Origin of the sequence: Citrobacter sp. Cpo030, assembly GCF_030333005.1 — a bacterium.
GTDB lineage: Bacteria > Pseudomonadota > Gammaproteobacteria > Enterobacterales > Enterobacteriaceae > Citrobacter > Citrobacter portucalensis.
Window position 1 is genome coordinate 346,469 of sequence record NZ_JAOWGT010000067.1, and the last position, 26,612, is coordinate 373,080.

At 51.7% G+C, this 26,612-nt stretch carries 24 protein-coding genes; 11 read left to right on the forward strand and 13 right to left on the reverse strand.

Features of this window, described 5'->3' with window-relative positions:
- Position 1: 1 nt before the first annotated feature.
- From ssuB to ssuE, 5 genes are read right to left on the reverse strand one after another with little or no spacing between them, the layout of a single operon-like run.
- Positions 2 to 769 carry an aliphatic sulfonates ABC transporter ATP-binding protein gene (gene ssuB / locus OGY37_RS14645; RefSeq protein WP_149384724.1) on the reverse strand — a complete coding sequence of 256 codons (768 nt, stop codon included), beginning with the start codon at positions 767 to 769 and terminating at the stop codon, positions 2 to 4.
- A complete protein-coding gene (gene ssuC / locus OGY37_RS14650; RefSeq protein WP_149384723.1) occupies positions 766 to 1,557 on the reverse strand; it encodes an aliphatic sulfonate ABC transporter permease SsuC in 792 nt (263 codons plus the stop codon). Before ssuC ends, ssuB begins: the two co-directional genes overlap by 4 nt.
- Before the next feature lie 10 nt (positions 1,558 to 1,567).
- Positions 1,568 to 2,713 (reverse strand): FMNH2-dependent alkanesulfonate monooxygenase, encoded by a 1,146-nt coding sequence (gene ssuD, locus OGY37_RS14655; protein WP_003831965.1) that lies wholly within the window; start codon positions 2,711 to 2,713, stop codon positions 1,568 to 1,570.
- The gene (locus OGY37_RS14660; protein ID WP_126956782.1) at positions 2,710 to 3,684 is read right to left on the reverse strand and encodes a sulfonate ABC transporter substrate-binding protein; all 975 of its coding nucleotides are present in this window, start codon (positions 3,682 to 3,684) and stop codon (positions 2,710 to 2,712) included. Before OGY37_RS14660 ends, ssuD begins: the two co-directional genes overlap by 4 nt.
- Positions 3,677 to 4,252 carry an NADPH-dependent FMN reductase gene (ssuE, locus tag OGY37_RS14665; protein WP_003831971.1) on the reverse strand — a complete coding sequence of 192 codons (576 nt, stop codon included), beginning with the start codon at positions 4,250 to 4,252 and terminating at the stop codon, positions 3,677 to 3,679. The genes OGY37_RS14660 and ssuE overlap by 8 nt, the downstream gene beginning before the upstream one ends.
- Positions 4,253 to 4,495: 243 nt before the next feature.
- Here ssuE and pyrD point away from each other — a divergent pair, with 243 nt between their 5' ends.
- On the forward strand, positions 4,496 to 5,506 hold the full coding sequence (gene pyrD / locus OGY37_RS14670; RefSeq protein WP_003831973.1) for a quinone-dependent dihydroorotate dehydrogenase: 1,011 nt from the start codon (positions 4,496 to 4,498) through the stop codon (positions 5,504 to 5,506).
- A gap of 165 nt (positions 5,507 to 5,671) precedes the next feature.
- On the forward strand, positions 5,672 to 6,214 hold the full coding sequence (zapC, locus tag OGY37_RS14675) for a cell division protein ZapC (protein WP_286548475.1): 543 nt from the start codon (positions 5,672 to 5,674) through the stop codon (positions 6,212 to 6,214).
- On the opposite strand, the gene OGY37_RS14680 is transcribed toward zapC, so the two are convergent.
- Entirely contained in the window at positions 6,211 to 7,317 is a 1,107-nt protein-coding gene (locus OGY37_RS14680) for a YcbX family protein (RefSeq protein ID WP_126318582.1), read from the reverse strand. The genes zapC and OGY37_RS14680 overlap by 4 nt on opposite strands.
- Before the next feature lie 98 nt (positions 7,318 to 7,415).
- On the opposite strand from OGY37_RS14680, the gene rlmKL reads away from it, so the two are divergent.
- The 6 genes from rlmKL (at position 7,416) to rmf (ending at position 15,342) form a co-directional block, all read left to right on the forward strand.
- On the forward strand, positions 7,416 to 9,524 hold the full coding sequence (gene rlmKL / locus OGY37_RS14685; protein WP_003831977.1) for a bifunctional 23S rRNA (guanine(2069)-N(7))-methyltransferase RlmK/23S rRNA (guanine(2445)-N(2))-methyltransferase RlmL: 2,109 nt from the start codon (positions 7,416 to 7,418) through the stop codon (positions 9,522 to 9,524).
- Between the two features lie 12 nt (positions 9,525 to 9,536).
- Positions 9,537 to 11,444 (forward strand): ABC transporter ATP-binding protein, encoded by a 1,908-nt coding sequence (locus OGY37_RS14690; protein ID WP_003831978.1) that lies wholly within the window; start codon positions 9,537 to 9,539, stop codon positions 11,442 to 11,444.
- A 15-nt stretch (positions 11,445 to 11,459) separates the two neighbouring features.
- Complete coding sequence (gene pqiA / locus OGY37_RS14695; protein WP_003831981.1) at positions 11,460 to 12,713, forward strand: membrane integrity-associated transporter subunit PqiA; 1,254 nt, start codon at positions 11,460 to 11,462, stop codon at positions 12,711 to 12,713.
- Between the two features lie 4 nt (positions 12,714 to 12,717).
- Positions 12,718 to 14,358: an intermembrane transport protein PqiB gene (gene pqiB / locus OGY37_RS14700; protein WP_003831983.1), complete on the forward strand. Its 1,641-nt coding sequence runs from the start codon at positions 12,718 to 12,720 to the stop codon at positions 14,356 to 14,358.
- A complete protein-coding gene (gene pqiC, locus OGY37_RS14705; RefSeq protein ID WP_003831985.1) occupies positions 14,355 to 14,918 on the forward strand; it encodes a membrane integrity-associated transporter subunit PqiC in 564 nt (187 codons plus the stop codon). Before pqiB ends, pqiC begins: the two co-directional genes overlap by 4 nt.
- Positions 14,919 to 15,174: 256 nt before the next feature.
- Positions 15,175 to 15,342, forward strand: coding sequence for a ribosome modulation factor (rmf, locus tag OGY37_RS14710; protein WP_003035871.1), 168 nt, complete (start codon positions 15,175 to 15,177; stop codon positions 15,340 to 15,342).
- Positions 15,343 to 15,449: 107 nt separating this feature from the next.
- Here the strand turns inward: rmf and fabA are convergent, their stop codons facing one another.
- On the reverse strand, positions 15,450 to 15,968 hold the full coding sequence (gene fabA, locus OGY37_RS14715) for a bifunctional 3-hydroxydecanoyl-ACP dehydratase/trans-2-decenoyl-ACP isomerase (RefSeq protein ID WP_003035875.1): 519 nt from the start codon (positions 15,966 to 15,968) through the stop codon (positions 15,450 to 15,452).
- Between the two features lie 68 nt (positions 15,969 to 16,036).
- The gene (locus OGY37_RS14720) at positions 16,037 to 17,797 is read right to left on the reverse strand and encodes an AAA family ATPase (RefSeq protein ID WP_286621101.1); all 1,761 of its coding nucleotides are present in this window, start codon (positions 17,795 to 17,797) and stop codon (positions 16,037 to 16,039) included.
- Between the two features lie 185 nt (positions 17,798 to 17,982).
- On the opposite strand from OGY37_RS14720, the gene matP reads away from it, so the two are divergent.
- Positions 17,983 to 18,435 carry a macrodomain Ter protein MatP gene (gene matP, locus OGY37_RS14725; RefSeq protein WP_003831992.1) on the forward strand — a complete coding sequence of 151 codons (453 nt, stop codon included), beginning with the start codon at positions 17,983 to 17,985 and terminating at the stop codon, positions 18,433 to 18,435.
- A gap of 88 nt (positions 18,436 to 18,523) precedes the next feature.
- On the opposite strand, the gene ompA is transcribed toward matP, so the two are convergent.
- Together ompA and sulA are read right to left on the reverse strand one after the other, a co-directional pair.
- Positions 18,524 to 19,570 (reverse strand): porin OmpA, encoded by a 1,047-nt coding sequence (ompA, locus tag OGY37_RS14730; protein ID WP_126318575.1) that lies wholly within the window; start codon positions 19,568 to 19,570, stop codon positions 18,524 to 18,526.
- 357 nt (positions 19,571 to 19,927) lie between these two features.
- Positions 19,928 to 20,437, reverse strand: a complete 510-nt coding sequence (gene sulA, locus OGY37_RS14735) for an SOS-induced cell division inhibitor SulA (protein WP_008784287.1) — start codon at positions 20,435 to 20,437, stop codon at positions 19,928 to 19,930.
- 217 nt (positions 20,438 to 20,654) lie between these two features.
- On the opposite strand from sulA, the gene OGY37_RS14740 reads away from it, so the two are divergent.
- Positions 20,655 to 21,269: a TfoX/Sxy family DNA transformation protein gene (locus OGY37_RS14740; protein ID WP_003831996.1), complete on the forward strand. Its 615-nt coding sequence runs from the start codon at positions 20,655 to 20,657 to the stop codon at positions 21,267 to 21,269.
- On the opposite strand, the gene yccS is transcribed toward OGY37_RS14740, so the two are convergent.
- Both yccS and OGY37_RS14750 read right to left on the reverse strand, forming a co-directional pair.
- The gene (gene yccS / locus OGY37_RS14745) at positions 21,247 to 23,400 is read right to left on the reverse strand and encodes a YccS family putative transporter (RefSeq protein ID WP_003831997.1); all 2,154 of its coding nucleotides are present in this window, start codon (positions 23,398 to 23,400) and stop codon (positions 21,247 to 21,249) included. The two genes, OGY37_RS14740 and yccS, sit on opposite strands and share 23 nt — an antisense overlap.
- Before the next feature lie 18 nt (positions 23,401 to 23,418).
- A complete protein-coding gene (locus OGY37_RS14750; protein ID WP_003831998.1) occupies positions 23,419 to 23,865 on the reverse strand; it encodes a YccF domain-containing protein in 447 nt (148 codons plus the stop codon).
- A 125-nt stretch (positions 23,866 to 23,990) separates the two neighbouring features.
- Here OGY37_RS14750 and helD point away from each other — a divergent pair, with 125 nt between their 5' ends.
- Positions 23,991 to 26,045, forward strand: a complete 2,055-nt coding sequence (gene helD / locus OGY37_RS14755; protein ID WP_149281423.1) for a DNA helicase IV — start codon at positions 23,991 to 23,993, stop codon at positions 26,043 to 26,045.
- 32 nt (positions 26,046 to 26,077) lie between these two features.
- On the opposite strand, the gene mgsA is transcribed toward helD, so the two are convergent.
- Complete coding sequence (gene mgsA, locus OGY37_RS14760) at positions 26,078 to 26,536, reverse strand: methylglyoxal synthase (RefSeq protein WP_003035897.1); 459 nt, start codon at positions 26,534 to 26,536, stop codon at positions 26,078 to 26,080.
- Positions 26,537 to 26,612: the final 76 nt, after the last annotated feature.

The following is a 26,612-nucleotide window of genomic DNA, read 5'->3' on the forward strand; positions in this document are numbered from 1 at the left end:
TTTAACCCTGCTTGCGTAACTGAACTTCATTGTCGCCACGCTGCATAACCCGGTTCAACACTTCCGCTTCCAGATCGGCTAACCGTCCCGATCCCAAACGGCGGGGGCGCTGAATATCCACCGTAAGATCCAGTCCGATTTTTCCGTCCTCAATCAGCAACACGCGATCGGCCATTGCCACCGCTTCACTGACGTCATGAGTGACCAGCAGTACGGTAAAGCCGTGCTCTTGCCATAAAGAGACGATCAGATCCTGCATTTCAAGGCGGGTTAGGGCATCCAGAGCGCCGAGGGGTTCATCCAGCAGCAGCAAACCGGGGCGATGAATTAATGCCCGTGCCAGGGCTACACGCTGTTTTTGTCCACCGGATAGCGCAGCCGGCCATTCGTGAGCACGACTCTCCAGCCCAACGGCGGCCAGCGCATCTCGGGCCGCATCGCGCCACTGACCTTTCAGACCCAGGCCCACATTATCGATAACCGTCTTCCATGGCAGCAGACGCGCATCCTGGAACATCATACGCGTATCATCCTGAATTTCCGCCAGTGGGGTGGTTCCGGCAAGTAATGCGCCTGAGGTCGGCGATTCCAGCCCTGCCAGCAGACGCAGCAACGTGCTTTTACCACCGCCGCTGCGGCCAACCACGGCAACAAACTGTCCGGCCGGAATATGCAAATCTAATTGATTGAGCACCGTATTGGCGGCGTATTGTTTTGTCACGGCGCTCAGCAACAGCGGTGTACCCTGGTTCAGGCGAGCGGTATTCATACGGTAGCCTCCTTTACATGATAAGCCGGATGCCAGCGTAGCCAGACTCGCTCCAGCAGTTGGGCGCTGACGTCGGCAAGTTTGCCGAGCAGGGCGTAGAGAATAATGGCCACCACGACCACATCGGTTTGCAGAAATTCGCGGGCGTTCATCGCCAGGTAACCAATACCGGCATTGGCAGAAATGGTTTCCGCCACAATCAGCGTCAGCCACATCAGCCCGAGAGCAAAACGCACGCCGACCATAATCGAGGGCAGGGCGCCGGGGAGGATCACATGAACAAACAGTGAAAAGCCGGATAATCCATAGCTGCGCGCCATTTCTACCAGCGCACGATCGATACTACGAATCCCATGCCAGGTGTTGATGTAAATTGGGAACAGCGTGCCCAACGCCACGAGAAAGATCTTGGCGGATTCATCAATGCCGAACCACAAAATCACCAGCGGGATCAGCGCCAGATGCGGTACGTTACGCAGCATCTGCACTGAGGTATCCAGCAGACGTTCTCCCCAACGCGAAAGACCGCTGATCAGTCCCAGCGTCAGGCCAATCGATCCACCGATGGAGAATCCGATTAGCGCGCGCCAGGAACTGATGGCCAGATGCTGCCAAAGCTCGCCGCTGGCGGAAAGCGTCCAGAAGGCTTCGATAACACCCTCCGGAGAGGGCAGGATGCGAGTGGACAGCCAGCCCATTGAAGATGCGAGCTGCCAGAGCGCCACCAGACCTACCGGTAAAAACCAGGGCGCGAGGCGTAATAACCACCTGTTTTTCGGCGTTGCCATTTGCAGCTCCTTAGCTTTGCGCGACTTTGCGCGGGATAAATTCGTTTGCCACCGCTTCACCTTGTTGTTGCAGGTATTGCGGCTGCGGAATTTCCGGTATAGCAACATCCAGATGCGGGAACAGCAGCTCGCCAACCTTGTATGCCTCTTCCAAATGTGGGTATCCGGACAACACAAAGCTGTCGATTCCCAGCGCGGCATACTCGTTGATACGCGCCGCGACAGTCGGACCATCTCCGACCAGCGCGGTACCCGCGCCACCGCGTACCAGTCCAACGCCTGCCCACAGGTTCGGACTAATTTCCAATTTGTCGCGTTTACCATTGTGCAGTGCAGCCATTCGCTGCTGACCAACCGAATCCGTTCTTGAGAAGGCGTCCTGGGCTTTGGCAATGGTGTCGTCATCCAGGTGGGCTATCAGACGATCCGCTGCCTGCCACGCCTCGTGGGTTGTCTCCCGTACGATCACATGCAGACGAATACCAAAGCGGATCTTGCGCCCGAGCGCCGCTGCTTTGGCCCGCACCTGTTCAATCTTCGCTTTCACCTGTTCCGGCGGCTCGCCCCAGGTCAGATAGAGATCAACCTGCTCGGCAGCAAGGTCTTGTGCGACATCAGACGAGCCGCCGAAATAAAGCGGTGGCCGGGGTTGTTGTACGGGAGGGAAAAGCAGCTTCGCGCCGCGGACATGAATATGTTTGCCGTTGAAATCCACCGTTTCACCTTGCAGCAAGCGCCGCCAGACCTGAGTAAATTCAGCAGAGGCTTCATATCGTTCTGTGTGATCGAGGAACACGCCGTCACCTGCCAGCTCCTGTGGATCGCTGCCGGTCACCAGGTTAAATAACGCCCGGCCATTTGAGAGTCTGTCGAGCGTCGCAGCCTGACGTGCGGCAACCGTTGGCGAGGTGACGCTTGGGCGCAGCGCGACCAGAAACTTTAATCTCTGGGTGACCGGGATCATCGAAGCGGCGACCAGCCAGGCATCTTCGCAAGAGCGACCGGTTGGGATCAGGACGCCGGTAAATCCAAGACGATCGGCCGTTTGCGCGATTAGTTGCAGATAACTGTGATCGACCGGGCGCGAACCTTCTTCCGTTCCAAGATAATGACCGTCACCGTGGGTGGGTAAAAACCAGAACATATTCAGACTCATAATTTTTCTCCTGCCTGCTGGGTGGGTTGCCAGATACGCTGGCGAATATCGATTTTTTTCGGCACCAAACGGTTGTCATAAAACAGATCGGCGGTTTGTTGTTGCAGGGCAGCAACGGAGGCGTTGACTGGCACAATGGTGGTTGGCGGACGGTGATCCAGATAAGACGCAATCACCGGTTCGGGCAGCCCCATGGTTTTGGCCAGCAGGGTAATGCTTTGCTGGCGCTGGTTGAGCGTTAACGCATCGGCCTGGCTAAAGGTATCCAGTACGCCAAGTACAAAAGCGCTATTTTTCTCGGCATAAGGACGGGCGGCGAGATAAAACGAACCGGTTTGCTTGAGGTCTGAGCCGTCCTTCAGTACGCGTACATCACCTTGCAGTAACGCGGCGGAATAATAGGGATCCCAGATAGCCCACGCATCAACGTTCCCTTGCTGAAAGGCCGCTCGCGCATCGGCGGGAGTCAGATACGTCGGTTGAATATCGGTAAATTTCAGTCCGGCCTGTTGCAGCGCCCGGAGCAGTAAATTGTGGGCGCTGGAGCCTTTCTGGAAGGCGACTTTATGTCCTTTAAGCTGCGCGACGCTCTGAATTGGGCTATTTTTTGGCACCAGAATCACTTCGGCTTTCGGTTTGGGCGGCTCGACGCCCACGTAAACCAGATCGGCCCCGGCGGCCTGGGCGAAAATCGGCGGAATGTCACCGGTACTGCCGAGATCGATACTGCCGATATTGAGTGCTTCCAGCATTTGCGGTCCAGCCGGGAATTCGACCCACGAGATTTTAGTCTGCGGATAGCGTTTCTCGAGTAGCTGATGGCTTTTGGCCAGCACCATACTGACGCTTCCTTTCTGGTAACCAATACGCAGAGCATCGGGGGCCGATTCTGCGGCATGCCCCAGAGTTGACAGCGACAACAACCCGGTCAGTGCCAGCCATGACGTGTGACGCCTGAGAAAATCAAGCATGAGCGGCACCTCGCAGGGTGTTCAGTTGAGGAAGTTGGACATCGCGACGATGCAACGCCAGCCAGAAGGTATCGAGCGCACTGTCCAGACGCTGCTGAAGGTTGGGCGTAAACTGAGGTTTATGTTGATAATCAATTACCTGTGAATCATCAGCAAACACACCGTGCAGGATCTCCTGGGCCTTTAATGCGCTCAGTACCGGTTTCAGCGCGTAATCGACGGCAAGTAAATGCGCCACGCTGCCGCCGGTCGCCAGCGGCAAAACCACTTTCCCTTCCAGCGCCCGCTCGGGGAGTAGATCGAGCAGGGTTTTCAGGGCGCCAGAGTAAGCGGCTTTATAGACTGGTGTTGCGACAATCAGCCCGTCTGCATCCTGCAATTGTTCGATAAATGTGTTCAGCGCTGGACTGTCGAAACGAGCATAGATCAGGTCTTCCGGGGAAAAATTGTGTAGGTTCCAGTGAAAGACTTCGACATCCTGACCGTGAAGTTTTTCTCGGGCATATTCCAGTAACGCACTGGATCGAGAGGGAAAGCGAGGGCTCCCCGCCAGAGTGATGACGCGCATAATTTCATTCTCCCCTTATAACTAATTGTTTGCTTTTTGTTAACATCGATAACAATTTGAGCAGTCTGGCAGAGAGATTTTGTTTATCGAAATGATTTATACGGCATAGAAAAGTTGGAAATTGAATAAAAAGGCAGAGGCAAGGAAAACGATTGCTATTTATTGCCGCAGGTCAATTCCCTTTTTGCTCGCGATCGCACATAATACGCCCCCGGTTTGCACACCGGGAATCCAGGAGAGTTCATGTACTACCCCTTCGTTCGTAAAGCCCTTTTTCAGCTCGATCCAGAGCGCGCTCATGAATTGACATTCCAGCAATTACGTCGCATTACCGGCACACCGCTTGAAGCGCTTGTGCGCCAGAAAGTACCGGCAAAACCGGTTACCTGTATGGGGTTGACGTTCAAAAATCCGCTCGGGCTTGCTGCCGGACTGGATAAAGACGGGGAGTGCATTGATGCGCTCGGCGCTATGGGATTTGGTTCCATTGAGATTGGTACCGTGACGCCACGCCCTCAGCCGGGTAACGATAAACCGCGTCTGTTCCGTCTGGTCGATGCAGAAGGTCTGATCAACCGCATGGGGTTTAATAACCACGGGGTTGATAACCTGGTTGAGAACGTTAAAAAATCGCATTTTGACGGTATTCTGGGTATTAATATTGGTAAGAACAAAGATACCCCAGTAGAGAACGGCAAAGATGACTATCTGATTTGTATGGAAAAAGTCTATGCTTATGCTGGTTATATCGCGATTAATATATCTTCACCGAATACGCCGGGATTACGTACGCTGCAATACGGCGAAGCGCTGGACGATCTCCTGACGGCAATTAAAAATAAGCAAAACGATCTGCAAGCGATCCACCATAAATATGTTCCGGTGGCGGTAAAGATCGCGCCGGATCTTTCTGTGGAAGAACTGATCCAGGTCGCCGATAGTTTAGTTCGTCATAATATTGATGGCGTAATTGCGACTAACACCACCCTCGATCGTTCTCTTGTTCAGGGAATGAAAAATTGCGATCAAATGGGTGGTCTGAGCGGTCGACCGTTACAATTAAAAAGTACAGAAATTATTCGCCAGTTGTCTCAGGAATTAAAAGGTCAGCTGCCGATTATTGGCGTTGGTGGTATCGACTCGGTGATTGCTGCACGTGAGAAAATAGCTGCTGGTGCAACCCTCGTACAGATTTATTCGGGCTTTATTTTTAAAGGTCCGCCGTTGATAAAAGAAATCGTCAGCAATATCTGAATGCTACCTTAATCACAAACCAGGGCTTTATTTCTAGCCCTGGTTGTTTTATATTCCTTTACTGTTGCTTATTTAAACATTCTGAGCTTTTATTATTAGGGCAATAAACGAAGCGGCAAAAGGATACTGTCGTAACGGTGATGATTAAGGAAAGGAGAGAAACTGATGCGAATTAAACCCGACGATAACTGGCGCTGGTATTATGATGAAGAGCACGATCGTATGATGCTCGATTTAGCCAATGGCATGTTATTCCGTTCGCGTTTTGCTCGTAAAATGCTCACTCCTGATGCATTTTCTCCGTCTGGTTTTTGTGTTGATGACGCCGCGCTTTATTTTTCCTTTGAAGAAAAATGTCGCTACCTGGATTTAGCCAAAGAACAAAAAGCGGAACTGGTGCTTAATGCGCTGGTGGCGATTCGTTATCTCAAACCGCAAATGCCAAAAAGCTGGCACTTTGTCGCACACGGTATTAACTGGTCGCCGGTCGTGGGTGACGCAGCCTGTGTTGATTTAAGCGATACCGATGAACAGGTAAACCTGTTAGTGGTTGAGCCGGGTAAAAACGCCGCGCTTTGCCTGCTTGCGCAACCTGGCGTGGTTATCGCCGGGCGTACGATGCAGCTTGGCGATGCGATTAAAATAATGAATGACAGACTGAAACCGCAGGCCGTTGTTGACAGTTTCAGCCTTGAACAGGCGGTTTAGCTCTCCAGCCTGATTGCCGTTTTGGGAACACAGCTACAGCACAGAATCGTTCCGTCGTCCCCCATCGCTGATTTCTTCAACGGGCTAACTTCGCCTTCTACCAGTCGAATTCGACAGCATCCGCAAATGCCTGCCCGGCATGAATAGGGAACCCGGATACCCTGGTTCTCCAACTGCTCAAGCAATACCTGCTGATTATTTCCGCGAAAGGTCTGTCCCTGCCAGTCAATAAGCACCGTGGCATCAGGTTGTTGTTCGGGTGTAGTTTCGTCTGATTCAGCCGCGCCGTACGCTCTGGCGGGGCCGGTTGCCAAAATTTCTACCTCATCGCCGACGCGAATAACGCCACTGTTACGCGCGATAAGATTCTGACCGAAATCGACATCGCCGTTATCTACCGCAGTACGGAAGGTTTGCAATGTGGCAAGCGGTTCACCGGATGGATGTTTCTGGCCTTTTTCCGGGCTAACTGTCGTGAAAATACAGCGGCTACAGGGTTTTGCTACATCAAAAATGACGTCGCCAATACGAATCACTTTCCAGGTATCTTCTTCCCAGGCACCTGCTCCCGAAACCACTATATTGGGGCGAAACTGTTCCATTTTGACGCTTGCCGGACAGCGCTGTTGCAGATCGCGCAGGGATGCTTCGTTGGCCAGCAGATAGGGATAACCATCAGCGAAGGATAAAGGAACATCAACATGGCGTTTTACACGGCGCGTCAGCTGCGGGCCGACCCAGCGTAACTGCACTTCACGGGAGAAAAAGCCGCTAAGCCACTGGTTGATAGCCGCTGGCGCAACACGCGCGGTAAAATGGTTTCCCCATACTTCTGTTGGTGCATCCTGAGGAGCGAAATCGGCAAATCGTACGAGCGCACTGCTGCCGTCTGGCGCCGTAAGATGCAGCCCATCGTGGAATGGGGAAGGCGTAAAACGGACCATTTGTGGGAACTGGCGGGCGGTTATGAATGTTCCGTCAGGTTCAGTGATCATAAATATGCGATCAAAGGCGAGACCGCTAATATCTGCCAGGGCATGCGTAAGCCCAATGCCGCGCATTGATTTAACCGGATGAATAAAAAGTCGGGTTAACGTGACCACTGTACAGCCCCTCGAATGAAAATAAGCCTTCAACTTTATGACATACAGCCCATATTAGCTATAATGCGCAGCAATTTTCTCGGAGTAAAAGTGACATTATGAATTCTCTGTTTGCCAGTACGGCCCGCGGGCTGGAAGAGCTGTTAAAAACTGAACTGGAAAACCTCGGCGCGCTGGAGTGTCAGGTCGTTCAGGGTGGGGTCCATTTTAAGGGCGACACGCGGCTTGTTTACCAGAGCCTGATGTGGAGCCGCCTGGCCTCGCGCATTATCCTGCCGATGGGAGAGTGCAAGGTCTACAGCGATCTTGATCTGTACCTCGGCGTTCAGGCAATCGACTGGACAGAGATATTTAACCCTGGTGCTACGTTTGCCGTCCATTTTAGCGGACTGAACGAGACCATTCGTAACAGCCAGTACGGCGCGCTGAAGGTCAAGGATGCGATTGTCGATGCCTTTACCCGCAAAAATATGCCGCGTCCGAATGTGGATCGTGAATCTCCGGATCTGCGCATCAACGTCTGGTTGAACAAGGATACTGCCAGCATTGCGCTCGATCTGAGCGGTGACGGTTTGCATCAGCGTGGCTATCGCGATCGCGCGGGTCAGGCACCGATTAAAGAGACGCTGGCCGCGGCAATTGTTATGCGTTCTGGCTGGCAGCCGGGAACCCCGTTACTCGATCCGATGTGTGGTTCCGGCACGCTGCTGATTGAAGCGGCAATGTGGGCGACCGATCGCGCGCCGGGTCTGCACCGTGGATACTGGGGCTTCAGCGGTTGGGCGCAACACGACGAAGCCGTCTGGCAAGAAGTTAAAGCCGAAGCGCAGGTGCGTGCGCGTAAGGGACTGGCTGACTATACCTCGCATTTTTATGGATCCGATAGCGATGCGCGCGTGATTGAAAAAGCGCGTAGTAATGCTCGCCGCGCCGGTATCGCCGATCTGATGACGTTTGACGTGAAAGATGTCGCCAAATTGAGCAATCCGCTGCCGAAAGGACCGTATGGGACAGTTATCAGTAACCCGCCTTACGGCGAACGTCTGGATAGCGAACCGGCGCTGATTGCCCTGCACAGCCTGCTGGGCCGTACGATGAAAAACCAGTTTGGCGGCTGGAATTTGTCGCTGTTCAGCGCCTCGCCGGATCTGCTTAGCAGCCTGCAATTACGTGCCGACAAGCAGTTCAAAGCGAAAAACGGCCCGCTGGATTGTGTGCAGAAGAATTATCACGTTGCAGAGACCACTGCGGACAGCAAGCCTGCCACGGTAGCGGAAGATTATGCCAACCGCCTGCGCAAGAATATTAAGAAGCTGGAAAAATGGGCGCGTCAGGAAGGCATTGAATGTTATCGCCTGTATGACGCTGACCTGCCGGAATACAACGTTGCAGTAGATCGTTACGGTGATTGGGTCGTGGTTCAGGAATACGCCCCGCCGAAGACGGTTGATGCGCAAAAAGCACGTCAACGCCTGTTCGACATCATTGCCGCCACGCTGTCAGTACTGGAAATCGCGCCAAACAAACTGGTGCTGAAAACCCGTGAGCGACAGAAAGGCAAGAATCAGTATCAGAAGATGAATGAGAAGGGTGAATTCATTGAGGTAAGCGAGTACAACGCGCGCCTGTGGGTGAACCTGACTGACTACCTTGATACGGGTTTATTCCTCGACCACCGTATTGCGCGCCGCATGCTGGGGCAGATGAGTAAAGGTAAGGACTTCCTCAACCTGTTTTCCTATACCGGAAGCGCCAGCGTACATGCAGGATTGGGCGGTGCGCGTAGTACTACGACGGTCGATATGTCGCGTACCTATCTGGAATGGGCGGAACGCAACTTGCGTCTGAACGGCCTGAGCGGTCGCGCTCACCGTTTAATTCAGGCCGATTGCCTGGGCTGGCTGCGTGATGCGAATGAACAGTTTGATCTGATTTTCATCGATCCGCCGACGTTCTCTAACTCAAAACGTATGGAAGATTCGTTTGATGTGCAGCGCGATCATCTGGCGCTGATGAAAGATCTGAAACGTCTGCTGCGTAAAGACGGCACGATCATGTTCTCCAACAACAAACGTGGGTTCCGTATGGATCTCGACGGTTTGGCTGAACTGGGATTGAAAGCACAAGAAATTACCCAAAAAACGCTTTCCCAGGATTTTGCCCGTAACCGTCAGATCCACAATTGCTGGCTGATTACCGCAGCCTGAAAGGATAAATAAATGTCATTGATCAGTATGCATGGTGCATGGCTGTCGTTCAGCGATGCGCCGCTTCTTGATAATGCAGAACTGCATATCGAAGATAACGAACGCGTCTGTCTGGTTGGCCGTAACGGCGCAGGTAAATCGACGCTGATGAAGATCCTGAACCGTGAGCAGGGGCTTGACGACGGGCGTATCATTTATGAGCAGGATCTGGTTGTGGCGCGTCTGCAACAGGATCCGCCGCGTAATGTTGAGGGCAGCGTGTATGATTTCGTTGCCGAGGGTATCGAAGAGCAGGCCGAGTATCTCAAGCGTTATCACGATATTTCGCGTCTGGTGATGACTGATCCGAGCGACAGAAATCTGAATGAGATGGCGCGGGTTCAGGAAATGCTCGATCATCACAATCTGTGGCAGCTCGAAAGCCGTATTAATGAAGTGCTGGAGCAGTTGGGGCTGGATCCAAACGCCGCACTTTCTTCGCTTTCAGGCGGTTGGCTGCGTAAAGCGGCGCTGGGCCGCGCGTTAGTGAGTAATCCGCGTGTACTGCTGCTGGATGAACCAACAAACCACCTGGATATTGAAACCATCGACTGGCTGGAAGGGTTCCTGAAATCCTTCAATGGGACAATCATCTTCATTTCCCATGACCGTTCATTTATACGCAATATGGCGACACGTATCGTCGACCTCGATCGTGGCAAGCTGGTGACTTATCCGGGGAATTACGATCAGTATCTGCTGGAGAAAGAAGAAGCGCTGCGCGTAGAAGAGTTACAAAATGCAGAGTTTGACCGCAAGCTGGCGCAGGAAGAGGTCTGGATCCGTCAGGGGATCAAAGCGCGCCGTACCCGCAACGAAGGCCGCGTGCGCGCACTGAAAGCCATGCGTCGCGAGCGTGGCGAACGCCGCGAAGTGATGGGCACGGCGAAGATGCAGGTCGAAGAGGCGAGCCGTTCAGGCAAGATTGTTTTCGAAATGGAGAATGTGGATTACCAGGTTGATGGAAAGCAACTGGTAAAAGATTTCTCCGCACAGGTACAACGTAGCGACAAAATTGCGCTAATCGGACCGAACGGCTGCGGCAAAACAACGCTGCTGAAGTTGATGTTAGGCCAGCTTCAGGCTGACAGTGGACGCATTCACGTCGGCACCAAGCTGGAAGTGGCTTATTTCGATCAGCACCGCGCCGAACTGGATCCAGATAAAACCGTGATGGACAACCTGGCTGAAGGTAAGCAAGAGGTGATGGTTAACGGTAAACCTCGCCATGTGCTGGGTTACCTGCAGGACTTCCTGTTCCATCCGAAACGCGCGATGACACCAGTGCGTGCGCTTTCTGGTGGGGAACGAAATCGCCTGTTGTTGGCGCGTCTTTTTCTGAAACCCAGCAATCTTTTGATTCTCGATGAACCAACGAACGATCTTGACGTCGAAACGCTGGAACTGCTCGAAGAACTAATTGATAGCTATCAGGGGACTGTACTGCTGGTAAGCCACGACCGTCAGTTTGTGGATAATACTGTAACTGAATGCTGGATCTTCGAAGGCGGCGGTAAAATTGGTCGTTATGTCGGTGGTTATCATGATGCGCGCAGCCAGCAATCTCAGTATGTGGCGTTTAAACAACCGGTCACGAAAAAAACAGAGGAAGCCGTTGCTCCTAAAGCAGAAATTGTCAAACGTGGCACGAGCAAACTAAGCTATAAACTGCAGCGCGAACTCGAGCAACTCCCCGCGCAGCTTGAAGAACTGGAAGCTAAACTGGAAAGGCTACAAGCGCAGGTTGCTGACGCCGCTTTTTTCAGTCAGCCACATGAGCAAACACAACAGGTATTAGCTAGTCTGAACGAAGCGGAACAAGAACTTGAGCAAGCCTTTGAGCGCTGGGAGTATCTTGAGTCTTTGAAGAACGGCGCATAATTTAAAGGAGCACATATGTGCGAACATCACCATGCCGCGAAGCATATTTTGTGCTCGCAGTGTGACATGCTGGTGGCGTTACCTCGCCTTGAGCATGGTCAGAAAGCGGCATGTCCACGATGTGGCACTACGTTAACGGTGGAGTGGGACGCGCCGCGGCAGCGTCCTACCGCCTATGTTTTAGCAGCATTATTCATGCTGCTTCTGTCAAACCTCTTCCCCTTTGTGAATATGAACGTTGCAGGGGTGAGCAGCGAAGTCACGTTGCTGGAGATCCCCAGCGTTCTCTTTTCTGAAGACTACGCCAGTCTCGGCACCTTCTTTTTATTATTCGTGCAGTTGGTCCCCGCGTTTTGCCTGCTGACTATCCTGCTGCTGGTGAATCGGGTGCAGATGCCCGCAAGACTTAAGGCGGGTCTTGCACGCGTCCTGTTCCAGTTAAAAAGCTGGGGGATGGCGGAAATCTTCCTCGCCGGCGTGCTGGTCAGCTTCGTTAAGCTCATGGCTTACGGCGATATCGGCGTGGGCAGCAGCTTTATTCCGTGGTGCTTCTTTTGCGTTTTGCAACTGCGCGCATTCCAGTGCGTTGACCGTCGCTGGCTGTGGGATGATATTGCGCCAATGCCAGTGATTAAGCAGGAGTTAAAACCTGGTGTACCCGGCATTCGACAGGGACTGCGTTCCTGCTCTTGCTGCACTGCGATACTTCCCGCTAATGAACGGGTGTGTCCGCGCTGCCAGACGAAAGGCTATGTGCGGCGTAAAAACAGTCTGCAATGGACGTTGGCATTACTGTTTACGTCAATCATGCTTTATCTTCCTGCCAATATTTTGCCGATTATGATTACCGATCTGCTCGGGTCAAAGCTGCCATCAACGATACTTGAGGGGGTGGTTTTAATCTGGAGCGAAGGCTCTTATCCGGTGGCTGCGGTTATTTTTATCGCCAGTATTATGGTGCCGACGTTGAAAATGATCGCCATTGCCTGGCTATGCTGGGATGCCAAAGGGCATGGCAAACGCGACAGCGAACGTATGCACCTGATTTATGAAGTTGTGGAATTTGTCGGTCGCTGGTCAATGATCGACGTCTTTGTGATTGCGGTACTCTCTGCGCTGGTGCGCATGGGAGGGTTAATGAACATTTATCCTGCAATGGGTGCTTTGATGTTTGCTTTAGTCGTCATTATGACAATGTTTTCTGCGATGACATTTGATCCGCGTCTGTCGTGGGACCGTGAACCAGAACCAGGCCATGAGGAGTCCTGACAGCATGGAATCTAAAAGTGGGGAAGCCAAAGTGCAAAAGGTAAAAAACTGGTCGCCCGTATGGATATTCCCTATCGTCACTGCACTCATTGGCGCGTGGGTACTGTTTTATCACTACAGTCATCAGGGGCCACAGGTCACGCTTATTACCACCAATGCCGAAGGTATTGAAGGGGGCAAAACGACGATTAAAAGCCGCAGCGTGGATGTCGGTATCGTCGAGAGCGCAACCCTGACTGATGATTTGACCCATGTGGAGATTAAAGCGCGTCTTAACTCCGGAATGGAAAAGCTGCTGCATAAAGATTCTGTCTTTTGGGTGGTGAAGCCGCAGGTTGGACGTGAAGGTATCAGTGGACTAGGCACGCTATTGTCCGGGGCTTATATTGAACTGCAGCCTGGCAATAAAGGCAGTAAGCTGGAAAATTACCAACTGCTGGATTCACCGCCGTTGGCCCCGCCAGATGCAAAAGGGATCCGTGTGATTCTGGACAGCAAAAAAGCCGGTCAGTTGAGCCCTGGCGATCCGGTGCTTTTCCGCGGCTATCGTGTAGGTTCGGTTGAAACCAGCACATTTGATGCGCAAAAGCGTACCATCAGCTATCAGCTTTTCATCAATGCGCCTAACGATCGTCTGGTGACCAGCAATGTACGTTTCTGGAAAGACAGCGGGATCGCCGTTGATCTTACCTCGGCAGGTATGCGCGTGGAAATGGGATCGCTCTCCACGCTGTTTGGCGGTGGCGTAAGTTTTGATGTGCCAGAAGGTTTAGAGCAGGGTGAGCCGGTCGCACAACAATCAGCGTTTAATCTCTATGACGATCAAAAAAGTATTCAGGATTCACTGTATACCGATCATATTGATTACCTGATGTTCTTTAAAGATTCGATTCGTGGCCTGCAGCCTGGTGCGCCGCTGGAATTCCGTGGCATCCGCTTGGGTACGGTGAGTAAAGTACCTTTCTTCTCACCGAATATGCGTCAGGTATTTAACAATGATTACCGCATTCCGGTGCTGGTACGTATTGAACCAGAACGTCTGAAGGCGCAACTGGGAGAGGATACCGATGTTGGCGCTCATTTGGAGCAACTGCTTAAACGCGGATTACGAGGATCGCTCAAAACCGGGAACCTGGTAACCGGCGCGCTGTATGTCGATCTCGACTTCTACCCGAAAGAGCCTCCGATTACTGGTGTGCGCGAATTTAATGGTTATCAAATTATTCCGACCGTGAGCGGTGGTCTGGCGCAGATCCAACAGCGTCTGATGGAAGCGTTGGATAAGATTAACAATCTGCCGCTGAACCCGATGATTGAGCAGGCAACTAATACGCTGTCGGAAAGCCAGCGCACGATGAAGCATCTGCAAACCACGCTGGATAACATGAACAAGATCACGTCCAGTCAGTCGATGCAGGATCTGCCGGCGGATATGCAGAACACGCTGCGTGAACTAAATCGTAGTATGCAGGGCTTCCAGCCTGGTTCCGCGGCCTACAACAAGATGGTGGCGGATATGCAGCGTCTTGATCAGGTGCTGCGTGAACTGCAACCGGTACTGAAAACGCTGAACGATAAGAGTAATGCGCTGGTATTTGAAGCGAAGGACAAAAAAGATCCAGAGCCGAAGAGGGCGAAACAATGAAAAAGTGGCTAGTGGTGATGATGGCGGTCTGGCTGACGTCATGCAGCTCCAGCGGAGAAAATAAAAGCTATTACCAGCTCCCTATCGCACAAGGCGGTGTGCAGAGCTCTGCCAATCAGGGAAACCGTCTGCTGTGGGTTGAACAGATTGCGGTACCTGATTATCTGGCCGGTAATGGGGTGGTTTACCAGACCAGCGATGTGCAATATGTGATAGCCAATAATAATCTCTGGGCCAGCCCATTAGATCAGCAATTGCGCAATACGCTGGTTGCGAACCTCAGTATGCAGTTGCCTGGCTGGGTTGTCGCTTCACAGCCGCTGGGAAGCACTCAGGACACGCTGAACGTTACCGTAACCGGCTTCCACGGTCGGTACGATGGTAAGGTTATCGTGAGCGGTGAATGGTTGCTGAATCATCAGGGACAACTGATCAAACGTCCATTCCACATCGAAGCTGTACAGACTAAAGACGGCTACGATGAGATGGTGAAGGTTCTTGCCAATGCCTGGAGTCAGGAAGCAATGGCCATTGCTCAAGAGCTGAAACGCATCCCTTAAGCTTAAATAATTGTAAATTATACCGCCCCTGGTTCATTGCCCGGGGCGGTTTTTTTTATTTTTTTAGCCGTGGAGATAGCTGTTCTGACTGACTATTTTTGTACAAATGATTTAGCGAGTAGCTCACAAATATGACACTGGCGTGAATTTTGCGCATTGACGAGCCTGATGTTTAGGGGTATTCGTTTAGTGTGATTGCACACTTAGTAATCACTGTTTTCTTTTCCACCAGACCCAAAAATGAGGGAAACGAGGCATGAAGAGACAAAAACGAGATCGCCTGGAACGGGCACATCAACGTGGATATCAGGCCGGCATTGCCGGACGCTCAAAAGAAATGTGTCCCTATCAGACGCTGAATCAGAGGTCATACTGGCTGGGAGGCTGGCGAGAAGCCATGGGGGATAGGGTTTTAATGGCCTGATTCTGTCTCTTTAGATAAAAGAAACCTCCGCAGAGCGGAGGTTTCGCCTTTTTGCACACCTGAAAAAACGGGGAAACGTTAATGTCTGGCTGCTTCGCAGTTCTGGATTAGAACGCGGAAGTGTCCTGGAACAGACCCACTTTCAGATCGTTTGCGGTATAGATCAGACGACCATCAACCAGCACTTCACCATCTGCCAGGCCCATGATCAGGCGACGGTTAACGATGCGTTTGAAGTGAATGCGGTAAGTGACTTTCTTCGCGGTCGGCAGAACCTGGCCGGTGAATTTAACTTCGCCTACGCCCAGCGCACGGCCTTTACCTTCGCCGCCCAGCCAGCCGAGATAGAATCCAACCAGTTGCCACATGGCGTCGAGACCCAGACAGCCCGGCATCACCGGATCGCCGATAAAGTGACAACCGAAGAACCACAGGTCCGGGTTGATATCCAGTTCAGCTTCAACATAACCTTTGTCAAAGTTGCCACCGGTTTCGGTCATCTTGATGACACGGTCCATCATCAGCATGCTTGGTGCTGGCAGTTGTGGCCCTTTAGCGCCAAACAGCTCACCGCGACCAGAGGCAAGAAGGTCTTCTTTCGTATAGGATTCGCGTTTATCTACCATGTTCTCTGTAAGCCTTATTTTATTGAAGCACGCAGGATAGCTAACACGTGTACGCTGAACAAGTCCGATCAGTTCGGAATAATCCAGTTCAGCCAACGTAGCGGCCATGGGAAACGGTGACGACCTTCCTGTTGCGTTGCCGTGGCAATACGCTCCTGAATGGTTTGCATCAGCGTTGTCTGGCCTTCGCCATCCCACACCAGATTTAACAACAGTGGCAGCGCATCAGTCACGTCGTCCACCGCCCAGATAGTGAATTTTTCTTCTTCTATGGCCTGTAGCAGCGCAGGCTGCAGGCTGAGGTGTCTGACGTTAGCCGAAGGAATGATAACGCCCTGTGTGCCTGTCAGTTCGCGCTGCTGGCAGATGGCGAAGAAACCTTCAATTTTCTCATTCAGACCACCGACAGGTTGTGCCCGACCAAACTGATCGACAGAACCTGTAATGGCGATACTTTGATTAACAGGAACGTCGGCGAGGGCGCTAATCAATGCGCACAGTTCTGCCATAGACGCGCTGTCACCGTCCACTTCGCTGTAAGATTGCTCAAAGGTCAGTGAGGCAGAGAAGGGGATTTGTTGCTCAAGCTGGAGTTCCGACATCAGGAACGCCTGCATAATCATCATACCCTTGGCATGAATATTTCCGCCGAGCTCGGCTTTGCGCTCAATATCCGTAAACTCGCCGTCGCCAATATGCACGACGCAACTGATACGAGAAGGCTCGCCAAATGCGCGTGGGTGGCCTGGAAACTCAATCACCGACAAGGCGTTGATCTGGCCAATACGCTCGCCTTCTGTCTCGATAAGGATCTGCTCTTGCAGAATTTCATCCTGCATGCGTTCAGCCAGGAATCCCTCACGCCATTCGCGCTGAGCCAGCATCAGGCTGAACTGCTCAGCGTTGCAGGTTTCGCTCTCGCATAATGGGGCCACCTCTTTGAACTGTCGGGTGATCCACAGCGGGTTAAGCGGCAATGTATCCTGTTCCCCGGTATAGCGAACGGCTTCACGGATCAGAACCTGCCAGGCATCAGGAGCGGGGTAAGGCAAATTATTGCGTATGGCGGTATGCGTGACCCACTGACACCATTGCGTCATGGTTTCGGCATCCACAATCTGCAGATTATCTTCAAACTCGCTGTAAATGGCCTGCTCAGCCAGCTCTGGTTCCATGTCCTGGAAATCCGCCAGCGATTCACGCTCACCCACCAAAATAACTTTCAGTTTAAGCGGCATAGGGGGAACGGAGACAGGCAGCGGGCGAGACTCATCAAAAGCTACCCAATCAAAACGTTCGTGGCTGACAATGGCTTTCAGGCGCATCCACAACAGAGGTTGGGCCAACAGCGTGCGCAATGAGATAACCAGCACACCTCCATTGGCCTGATGTACCAGACCTGGCTGCAGCGTAATTTCTCCATTGAACTGACGCAGACAGCCAAACAGTTGTTCGGCTTCGGCCCAGTCAGCGCTGACCACCTGCGTCAACGTCGCAAAATTGTCTTCCGCTTTCTCTGCTGTACGATAACGAATAGTGTGACCGGAGATGTCGTAATGACCGCCAGTCAGGCTTCCTGCATCCGTGTGCAAGGGACGTGCAGCCTTTGCAATAAGGTTGAGATACTCAAGCTCTTCCGGTGCTTTTACCAACATGAACGAGGATGTTGTCCAGTGCTGAAGAAGCTGCTCTAGCGCGAATTGTAAACGTGGCTGAGTATCACTAAGTAAGGTGTCGGTGTCGTCAGTGACGTGCGGCTGTGCAAATACTTCCTGATAACTGTCGGTATCAGGAACCAGATCACGCCATGCAAGTTTCGTAATGGTCAAAGTTGATGTTTTTTAGTCTGTTGTAAAAAACGAGATTATACCGTAACCCTCACCACTAAACACCTGGAAAGCGCCGCGAAACGGTTGTGATGACGCGCGGCAGTTCACAGGCTGGATATTCTTTTCTTCAGATGCCGAAAAAGCTGATATTCTGATAAGAGTTACACGGTAACATTGAGATCGCAATGAAATATCAACAACTTGAAAACCTTGAAAGCGGCTGGAAATGGAAGTATCTGGTGAAGAAGCATCGTGAGGGGGAATTAATCACCCGTTACGTCGAGGCCAGCGCTGCCAAAGAAGCCGTTGATTTATTGCTAACCCTCGAAAATGAACCGGTTCGGGTTAATGCCTGGATTGAAGAACACATGAATTCTGCGCTGCTTAATCGTATGAAACAAACCATACGTGCCAGGCGCAAGCGGCACTTTAATGCTGAGCATCAGCATACCCGGAAGAAATCCATCGATCTGGAGTTCATGGTCTGGCAGCGTCTGGCTGGTCTTGCGCAGCGGCGCGGAAAAACGCTTTCTGAAACTATTGTGCAGCTAATTGAAGACGCAGAGCATAAAGAGAAGTACGCGAACAAAATGTCGACATTGAAACAGGATTTACAGGCGTTGCTGGGAAAAGAGTAGCGGTCGGCTGGTTTAACACGTGGCTTACTTTGGATGAAAAAAGATGAAAAAAAACCCCGCATAGCGGGGTTTTTTATAAGACGATAACTTAAGCCTGAGGCTGAGTTACAACGTCTTTGATGCCTTTAACTTCGATCTCAACACGACGATCCGGAGCCAGGCAGTCGATCAGTGCAGCGCGAGCTTTCACGTTGTCACAGGTGTTGCCAGTAACTGGGTTGGATTCACCCATGCCACGTGCAGAGATTTTGTCAGAAGGAATACCTTTAGAGATCAGGTAATCAACAACGGACTGAGCACGTTTCTCGGACAGCGCCTGGTTGTAAGCGTCAGAACCGATGCGGTCAGTGAAGCCCAGAACCACTACGGAACCGTCTTTCGGATCCAGGTTGCTCAGCTGGCTGTACATCTGGTCCAGAGCCTGCTGGCCTTCTGGTTTCAGAGTTGCTTTGTTGAAGTTGAACAGAACGTCAGACTTCAGAGTGAAGTGCTTGGTCTGTACTTCTGGAGCCGGAGCCGGAGCAACAACTACTGGAGCTGCTTCTTCCTGCTGGCCGAAACGGTAAGAAACACCAACGCTCAACAGACCGTTATCTGGACGACCGCCAACGGTGTTCGCGTCACCGATGTTGTTGGTCCACTGGTATTCCAGACGGGTAGCGATTTCAGGAGTAATTGCGTACTCTACGCCACCAGCGAATACTGGGGATACACCAGTGTCGTGGTCTTTGAAGCCAGTGTTGTTTTTAGCGTCTGCACGCCAAACCATACCACCCAGACGGGTATAAACGTCCAGATCGTCAGTGATTGGGTAACCCAGTTTAGCGGTCAGCTGAACGCCCTGAGCTTTGAAAGCGCCATTCTGCTCGCTGCCTTTGTATGGCATACGGCCTAACCAGTCGTAACCCATTTCAAAACCAACGTACGGGTTAACCTGGTAACCACCGAACGCACCGGCACCCAGTTGGCTTTCGTGGGTCGGACCGTTGTTGTCGATACGGTTGTTGCCAATATCATGGAACTGAGACCAGCCCAGTTTAGCACCAGTATACCAGGTGTTATCTTTCGGAGCGGCCTGCGCCACGGTAGCGAAACCAGCCAGTGCCACTGCAATTGCGATAGCTGTCTTTTTCATTTTTTGCGCCTCGTTATCATCCAAAATTCGCCATGAATATCTCCGAAGAGAGATAACACGGTTAAATCCTTCACCCGGGGACCAGTTCAATAGTTACTCTACCGATATCTGCGGCTTACGCCGAGCACCCCTGGCGATGTAAAGTCTACAACGTAGTTGAAAACTTACAAGTGTGAAGTCCGTCAGGCATATGAAAAAAAAAGGCTTGTATACACAATATTTAACATTTATAGCTGAATAAATGTACTGAGGATATCCTGAAAACCGCTTCTGACAAGCGTTCAGACGAAAAACACATTACAGCTCAAAGACAAATTGAGAGATGAAAAAAAATTCCAGGATAAATCCTAATTTTACTCAATGATACAAATTCGAGTGAATTTTTAGCCCGGAATGCTGTCTCCCCGCAAGTGTCTGGGCGCGAACCGGACGCATGATAAAACCCATCGCATTACCTTCATCAGCCGCTTTGACCAGTTCGGCATGTTCATCTTCCGTTAATTCTTCCGCCAGCCAGCCAATGACAACACTGTAATTACCCGTGCGTAGCGCACGAATCATTGATTCCAGCGTATTGCAGGGGGAGAGCTGACTAATTTGCATGACTTTCGTCAATGGAAGTCCAGCTGACTGCACCCACTCCCGACTTAATTTTTGCTGAGGCGTCAGCCACAGCTGCCAGCGTGATTGTTGCCCTAACTGTTGCAGCAGGGGAAGCAGCAGCAGTTGTGTCATCATGGGCTGGTCCTCGCGATAGACAACTTCACTGATAAGCCCAGCGGTTGCGTTCTCTGATGAAACGCGCGCAATGTTGCTTGATGTGGAAGAGAACGACGATGAACGATTTGCATAGCCTGAAGTGTACATAATCAATCCAGCCCTGTGAGTTACTGTATGGATATACAGTAACCCTGCCATCAACAAAGATCAACCTTATTTTCGGAAACAGGTTCGCAATTTTTAGTCGTCGTCACGGGAAAAATAAAATTCATCTTGCCCCATACGCATAAGTTGCCTATTTTCGTCATTAACGGATCCGCTACTGAAAATCATTTGCTTACGTTATGATTTAAAAAGGATTTTTATGAAAGAGCTTTCTTATGCAAGGATCTATAAATCGCAGGAATATCTGGCTTCTCTGGGGACAATTCACTATCGCTCACTGTTTGGTGGCTACAGTCTGACGGTTGGCGATACGGTCTTTGCCATGGTCGCTAATGGTGAGCTGTATCTTCGCGCCTGTGAGCAGAGCGCCCAGTATTGTGTACAAAATTCTCCTGTCTGGCTGACATTTATTAAGCGCGGACGTCCTCTTGTACTTAATTATTACCAGGTGAACGATGCCCTGTGGCAAAACCAGCAGCAGCTGGTGTCGTTATCGCGATATTCGTTGGATGCTGCGGTTAAGGAGAAACAAAGTCGCTTTGCCCAGCATCGTCTGCGGGAATTGCCGAATATGACGTTTCATCTGGAGACCCTGCTGAATGAAGCTGGAATTAAAGATGAGGGGACCATGCGATCGTTGGGAGCACAAATGTGCTGGCTGAAACTTCGGCAAAATAACCCGGCTCTGACGGTAAAAGTACTCTATGCCCTTGAAGGCGCGGTAGGGGGGATACATGAAGCCGCACTCCCGGCGACGCGTCGCCAGGAGCTGGTTGAGTGGGTAAGTTCTCTTACGCCGGAACCGGGGTATTAGACGGCAGCACGTCAATTTGCTGCTGTAATCGCCGGATCTCCGGGAGCAGAGCGATCAATAGCCCAACTTGCTGAACGACCAGCGGCTCTTTGCTGTCCGGGCGGGGTTCCAGGTGCTGAATTCGCTGCTTCAGCCCTTCTAACGCCTGGTATACACGCTGCTCGTCAGCGGGTTGATGGTGAAGGGCATCATCAACATAGCAAACAGCGTCATCCAGCAATGCCAAAACGTCTGGATTGGTCAACTGTTCGCGATGTGCGCCTAGCGCAGAAATATAGCTGGTAAACGTATGGTTGAGACACAGTAAACGGAACGCCGTTTCGCGGGTTTGGGCCGTGACATCCGGCTCGCTCGACATGTTTGATACCACGGAGGCGAGTTCAGCATCACGATTATGCGCATCACGGCGAGCGATACGGTAGGCCAGACGATTATCACGACCCTGATGATATTGTTCGAGAATTGCATCAAGGTAGCGGCAGTTAGCGTCAGTCGCCCGTTCAATTACCCGTGGTAGGTTACGAAAACGCCAGTCTGGCCAGATGAAACTGACAGCAGCCCAGGCGATAGCACAGCCAATTAGCGTATCGATGACACGCGGCAGCGCAACCTCAAAACCTTCGCCGAGCAGGTTAAAGCACAGTAACACCAGCAGCGTGATAAACATGGTGGCATGCGCATACTGGACGTTGCGAAAGGCAAAAAACAGTACGCCAGTGATCACCAGGAGTATCAGTTGCCCCTCGAGAGAGGGCACAAACCACAGGATCGGTAAACCAATGGCAATCCCAACCAACGTGCCGATAATCCTGAGCGCCAGGCGATGTCGGGTGGCGTTGTAGTTTGGCTGACAGACAAACAGGCTGGTCAGCAAGATCCAGTATCCGTGATTCATGCCGGTTATCTGGATAATGGCATAACCAACACAGAGTACTAACGACATGCGAACGGCATGGCGAAACAGAGCAGACTCAGGGGTGAAATTACGGCTCAGACGTAACCAGATATCACTGAATCCATGGGGACTGTCATCGGCAAGCTGATTTTCAGACTCATTGCGCGAGAGTACCTGAGCCTGTTCGGATTCGATGGTAGCAAGCTGCGCGTCGATTGCCCGTAGGTTTGACAGTAAAAAACCCAGCGTATTGAGCAGGTCGGCAGGTTCACCACTGGCGCGCATGCGCTCAAGTGCAGCATCTATATGGGTGAAGGCTCGCTCAAAGTGCGGATCGTGCTGGTAAGGCGTGCGCAATAAAATACAGCGAGATAATTGTGAACAGGCTTGCCCTTGCATCGACATCAACCGCTGGAAACGGAACATCACATCGCTGTGACGGAAATGATCGCGTAGCGTTTGATACTGAATATGTGAGGAGCTTGCGCGTTCATGAATATCCTGCGCCACAAAATAGTAATGTAGCGTGCGACGTGTTCCCCGTTGTCCACGGTCACCGCGCAGGCGGGTCAGCAGCGACACTTTAGTCTGATTCAGCGTTGCCATCAGTTGGCCATTCGCGAGAGCTAAATCATACAACGGTGCCTGGCTTTCATCTTCTATGTCGGGGTCAAAAAGACGCGACTTCAGTTCCAGGTAGTGCGCTAACTGTTCGTAGCTGCGTGCCAGATTGTCCTGTAAGGGGCGGATGGGGAACAGAAGATGTCCGGTGAGCGTCAGCAGGTTATACCAGATAGCGCCAGCGAGCAGCAGGATTGGTTGTTGATACCACTGATCGTAAAGCGAGGTGCCCAGCATCGTGTAAATGGCGATCAGCAATGCACCAAAAGCAATAGTTGCATAGCGCTGGCCTAATCCCCCCAGCAGAATAAAGCCGCTGGTGGAAAGCGTTAACCCAATAGCAAACAGCCATGGCCATGGGAAGAGCAGTTCAACGGAGGCTGAGGCAATAAAAAAGCACACCAGTGTGATGATTAAATTGCGCAGTCGGCCTGCGAGACGATCGTCCAGATCGGTAAGTGCGGCAGCGACCATGCCCAGCGTGAGCGGGATGGTCAGCTTGACATCGCCCAGCCACCAGGGCAGCGCTGTTGTGCCGCATAGCGCGATAAAAATCCGCACGTAGTACAGCCATGTGCTGTTCCAGGTATAGCGTTTGAGCAGAGGACTTAACATAAAGGCCATCGGTCCTGATTATTCAAAACGACGACGCGCATTGGCTTCACGCGCTGCACGGGCAACTTCTACTGAAACCACACGGCGACCCACCGGCCAGAGCGCAATGGCAGCGATTTTAAAGTTTGCAATGCCAACCGGAATACCAATAATCGTTATGCACTGGGCAATACCAGAGATAATGTGCATCAGGCACAACCACCAGCCGAAGAAAATCAGCCAGAAAATATTGAGCACGGTGCCGCCGGTATTTAACAGGACGCTTTTACCGGCCGGATTCAGTTCATCGACATGAATCGCTTCGTTACCATAGGGAAACAGCGAAAGTCGGGTTATCTCCCAGCATGAACGGGTCAAGGGTAAAGTAAAAATAAGCACGACACTGACCAGCGTTGCCAGTAACCAGGCAAGGGTGGTGGCGAACCCCCCAAGCACAAAATTTAAAATATTCAGAACAGTACGCATAAACCCTCGGTTAACTCTGGTTTTCTGTGAATTCGGCAATTGTAACGTTTTTTTGGGCTGGAGCACGTTTTCTCTGGCGGTTACACTGATAAGCAAACCTCTTCGTGTGGATCCGCTTGAGTCTTATGGAACTGAAAGCAACTTCTCTTGGAAAACGTCTGGCACAACACCCTTACGATCGGGCCGTTATTCTCAATGCCGGGATTAAAGTTTCCGGCGATCGTCACGAGTATCTTATTCCCTTCAATCAGTTACTGGCTATTCATTGCAAACGCGGCCTGGTATGGGGCGAGCTGGAGTTTGTACTCCCGGATGAGAAGGTGGTTCGTCTTCACGGTACAGAGTGGGCGGAAACCCAGCGCTTCCATCATCATTTGAATGCACTCTGGCAACAGTGGAGCCAGGAAATGAGTGACGTTGCTGCGGGGGTTTTACAGCAGCAGTTAGATGCGATAGCGGCGCGTACTAGTGAAAGTAAATGGCTGACGCGCGAACAAACGTCAGGGCTGCAGCAGCAGATTCGCCGTGCCTTTGCCGCGTTACCGCTCCCGGTTAATCGGCTGGAAGAATTTGAAAATTGCCGGGAGGCGTTACGTCAATGCCAGGCATGGCTGAAAGACATTGAAGCCTGCCGCTTACAGCACAATCAGGCGTACACCGATGCAATGCTGGAAGAGTATGACGAGTTTTTCCAGCATGTTGAATCTTCGCCGTTGAACCCTGCTCAGGCGCGCGCGGTGGTGAACGGTGAGCAATCATTGTTGGTACTTGCAGGTGCTGGAAGCGGTAAAACATCTGTGTTGGTTGCCCGGGCGGGTTGGTTGCTTGCACGAGGAGAAGCCGCACCAGAACAGATCCTGTTGCTGGCGTTTGGACGCAAAGCAGCCCAGGAGATGGATGACCGCATTCGTGAGCGTCTGCATACGGATGAGGTCACCGCGCGGACGTTCCATGCACTGGCGTTGCACATTATTTCGCAAGGTAGCAAAAAAGTTCCAACGGTGAGCAGACTGGAAAATGATGCTATCGCGCGCAACAAACTCTTTATAACAACCTGGCGTCAGCAGTGCAGTGAGAAAAAGGCTCAGGCTAAAGGCTGGCGACAATGGTTAGAAGAAGAAATGCAGTGGTCTGTACCCGAAGGTAACTTCTGGGATGACGAAAAATTACAGCGTCGTCTGGCTTCCCGGTTGGATCGCTGGGTTAGTTTGATGCGAATGCATGGCGGAGCGCAGGCGGAGATGATTGCTAATGCTCCGGAGGAGATCCGTGATCTGTTCAGTAAACGCATAAAGCTAATGGCGCCGCTGCTCAAGGCCTGGAAGAGTGCCCTGAAGGATGAGAATGCCGTCGATTTCTCCGGGTTGATCCATCAGGCTATTGTCATTCTGGAGAAGGGGCGGTTTATCAGTCCGTGGAAACATATTCTGGTCGATGAATTTCAGGATATTTCCCCTCAGCGCGCCGCCCTGTTAGCCGCCTTGCGTAAGCAAAACTCGCAGACTACGCTGTTTGCCGTGGGAGATGACTGGCAGGCCATTTACCGGTTCAGCGGAGCACAGCTTTCTCTGACAACCGCATTTCAGCAAAATTTTGGTGAGGGCGATAGCTGTAATCTGGATACGACTTACCGTTTTAATAGCCGTATTGGCGAAGTCGCAAACCAGTTTATCCAGCAAAACCCACACCAGCTCAAAAAACCGCTGAACAGTCTGGCGACCGGTGATAAAAAAGCCGTCACGTTGCTCGACGAAAGCCAGTTAGATCTGTTGCTGGATAAGCTGTCGGGTTTTGTGAAAGCCGAAGAGAGAATTCTGGTGCTGGCGCGATACCATCATCTCAAACCTGCCAGCCTGGACAAAGCGGCCACCCGCTGGCCCAAGCTGCAGCTGGATTTTATGACTATTCATGCCAGCAAAGGGCAGCAGGCGGATTACGTCATTGTTATGGGGCTTCATGAAGGGAATGACGGTTTCCCGGCTCCGGCTCGTGAGTCGATTATGGAAGAGGCGTTACTCCCGGCTGTTGAAGATTTTCCTGATGCAGAAGAGAGACGGTTGCTGTATGTGGCGCTAACGCGTGCGCGGCATCGGGTATGGCTACTGTTTAGCAAAGACGCGCCATCATGCTTTGTTGATGAGCTTAAGCAATTAGACGTTCCGGTGACCCGGAAACCCTGAAAAGCAGGCGGTAATTACCGCCTGCTTAGCGCTTATTTGAGACGTTCTGCCAGATAACGGGCGTAATCCGGGATCAAGATATCCGTTGCGTCGTTGAAGTTTGGCGACTGGATAATAAAATCAGCGGTTGACACGTTAGTGGCGACTGGAATGTTCCAGACCGTGGCCAGGCGTAGCAGGGCTTTGACATCAGGATCGTGGGGAACGGCGTTGAGCGGATCCCAGAAGAAAATCAGCACATCAATTTTCCCTTCTGAAATCAGCGCACCTACCTGCTGGTCACCCCCCATTGGGCCGCTCAGCATGGCGTTGACGTCCATTCCTGTCGCGCGTTGAATTAAGTTTCCTGTTGTTCCTGTAGCATACAGAACGTGTTTTTCCAGTAATGGCTGGTGGCGTTCAACCCAGCTCATCAACATCTTTTTGCAGTGATCGTGTGCGACCAACGCAATATGTTTCTGCGCTGGCAATGTGCGAGTCGTTAATTCCATAGTACAGCTCCCAAGTTAACCTTGTTACAGAGTACTGGAAGCACTTGACGCTGCAAGAGAAAGACAAAAAAAATGC

Excerpts from the sequence above, each read along its gene's own strand:
- ssuB (WP_149384724.1), bottom strand. The coding sequence starts at position 769 with ATGAATACCGCTCGCCTGAACCAGGGTACACCGCTGTTGCTGAGCGCC.
- ssuC (WP_149384723.1), bottom strand. The coding sequence starts at position 1,557 with ATGGCAACGCCGAAAAACAGGTGGTTATTACGCCTCGCGCCCTGGTTT.
- ssuD (WP_003831965.1), bottom strand. The coding sequence starts at position 2,713 with ATGAGTCTGAATATGTTCTGGTTTTTACCCACCCACGGTGACGGTCAT.
- OGY37_RS14660 (WP_126956782.1), bottom strand. The coding sequence starts at position 3,684 with ATGCTTGATTTTCTCAGGCGTCACACGTCATGGCTGGCACTGACCGGG.
- ssuE (WP_003831971.1), bottom strand. The coding sequence starts at position 4,252 with ATGCGCGTCATCACTCTGGCGGGGAGCCCTCGCTTTCCCTCTCGATCC.
- pyrD (WP_003831973.1), top strand. The coding sequence starts at position 4,496 with ATGTACTACCCCTTCGTTCGTAAAGCCCTTTTTCAGCTCGATCCAGAG.
- zapC (WP_286548475.1), top strand. The coding sequence starts at position 5,672 with ATGCGAATTAAACCCGACGATAACTGGCGCTGGTATTATGATGAAGAG.
- rlmKL (WP_003831977.1), top strand. The coding sequence starts at position 7,416 with ATGAATTCTCTGTTTGCCAGTACGGCCCGCGGGCTGGAAGAGCTGTTA.
- OGY37_RS14690 (WP_003831978.1), top strand. The coding sequence starts at position 9,537 with ATGTCATTGATCAGTATGCATGGTGCATGGCTGTCGTTCAGCGATGCG.
- pqiA (WP_003831981.1), top strand. The coding sequence starts at position 11,460 with ATGTGCGAACATCACCATGCCGCGAAGCATATTTTGTGCTCGCAGTGT.
- pqiB (WP_003831983.1), top strand. The coding sequence starts at position 12,718 with ATGGAATCTAAAAGTGGGGAAGCCAAAGTGCAAAAGGTAAAAAACTGG.
- pqiC (WP_003831985.1), top strand. The coding sequence starts at position 14,355 with ATGAAAAAGTGGCTAGTGGTGATGATGGCGGTCTGGCTGACGTCATGC.
- rmf (WP_003035871.1), top strand. The coding sequence starts at position 15,175 with ATGAAGAGACAAAAACGAGATCGCCTGGAACGGGCACATCAACGTGGA.
- fabA (WP_003035875.1), bottom strand. The coding sequence starts at position 15,968 with ATGGTAGATAAACGCGAATCCTATACGAAAGAAGACCTTCTTGCCTCT.
- matP (WP_003831992.1), top strand. The coding sequence starts at position 17,983 with ATGAAATATCAACAACTTGAAAACCTTGAAAGCGGCTGGAAATGGAAG.
- ompA (WP_126318575.1), bottom strand. The coding sequence starts at position 19,570 with ATGAAAAAGACAGCTATCGCAATTGCAGTGGCACTGGCTGGTTTCGCT.
- sulA (WP_008784287.1), bottom strand. The coding sequence starts at position 20,437 with ATGTACACTTCAGGCTATGCAAATCGTTCATCGTCGTTCTCTTCCACA.
- OGY37_RS14740 (WP_003831996.1), top strand. The coding sequence starts at position 20,655 with ATGAAAGAGCTTTCTTATGCAAGGATCTATAAATCGCAGGAATATCTG.
- yccS (WP_003831997.1), bottom strand. The coding sequence starts at position 23,400 with ATGTTAAGTCCTCTGCTCAAACGCTATACCTGGAACAGCACATGGCTG.
- OGY37_RS14750 (WP_003831998.1), bottom strand. The coding sequence starts at position 23,865 with ATGCGTACTGTTCTGAATATTTTAAATTTTGTGCTTGGGGGGTTCGCC.
- helD (WP_149281423.1), top strand. The coding sequence starts at position 23,991 with ATGGAACTGAAAGCAACTTCTCTTGGAAAACGTCTGGCACAACACCCT.
- mgsA (WP_003035897.1), bottom strand. The coding sequence starts at position 26,536 with ATGGAATTAACGACTCGCACATTGCCAGCGCAGAAACATATTGCGTTG.